This window comes from Bradyrhizobium algeriense, from assembly GCF_003062295.1.
Taxonomy (GTDB): domain Bacteria; phylum Pseudomonadota; class Alphaproteobacteria; order Rhizobiales; family Xanthobacteraceae; genus Bradyrhizobium; species Bradyrhizobium algeriense.
Map to the genome: position 1 here is coordinate 1 of NZ_PYCN01000187.1, position 655 is coordinate 655.

Below are 655 nucleotides of genomic sequence, written 5' to 3' on the forward strand. Positions count from 1 at the left end.
CGAGGGAAGCTTCCAGGACCTTCTCCAGCGCAATCCGGAACATCACGCCACTCTCCGCGAGTTCCAGGAGACGCTCGCGGCGGCCCAGCCCTTGATCGCGGAAATCGACCGGAATCCGGAGGCGGCCAGAAAGGCGCTTGAACTTCTGCGTCCCTTGGAGGGCAGACTCGCACAGCTCGCATCCGTGGCGCACAATCACGGGGCCGCGCTCGTTCAGAAGGATCAGCAGGAGTTGATCCGGCTGCACTGGGCCTTCTCCGGCATCGCGGCAAGCCTGATCCTTGTCGGAGTTGTCCTGATCTTCCTGCTCGACAAGCACAACCGGCTGCTGGGGCGAGCCCACGAGGAGCTTCATGTTCTGGCGCATCAGGATGCGCTTACGGGCCTGCCCAATCGCGTGGTGCTGCGCAACGAATTGGAACACGCACTCACACGCTTGAAGCCGAACGGACGCACGGTGTCCGTTTCCTATCTGGATCTGGATCACTTCAAGGATGTCAACGATTCCTTCGGCCACGAAACGGGCGACGAACTGCTCAAGGCTGTAGCCGACCGCCTGCGCGCCTGCATTCCCGCAAGCGAAGGCCAAGTAAGGAACCTGATCTCCCGGTTCGGCGGCGACGAATTTGCCATCCTTCAGACAGGGATTCGTCGG

Annotated in this window: 2 protein-coding genes; one reads left to right on the forward strand and one right to left on the reverse strand. The window is 61.5% G+C overall.

The genetic code is table 11. From position 1 onward, the window contains the following. Nucleotides 1-247, reverse strand: a 247-nt coding sequence (locus tag C7G61_RS45760) for a hypothetical protein (RefSeq protein WP_210205934.1), incomplete at its 3' end; no start/stop codon positions are given. On the opposite strand from C7G61_RS45760, the gene C7G61_RS45765 reads away from it, so the two are divergent. Next, nucleotides 233-655 (forward strand): diguanylate cyclase domain-containing protein (locus C7G61_RS45765; protein ID WP_210205935.1); only part of this gene is annotated, 423 nt, incomplete at its 3' end. The genes C7G61_RS45760 and C7G61_RS45765 overlap by 15 nt on opposite strands.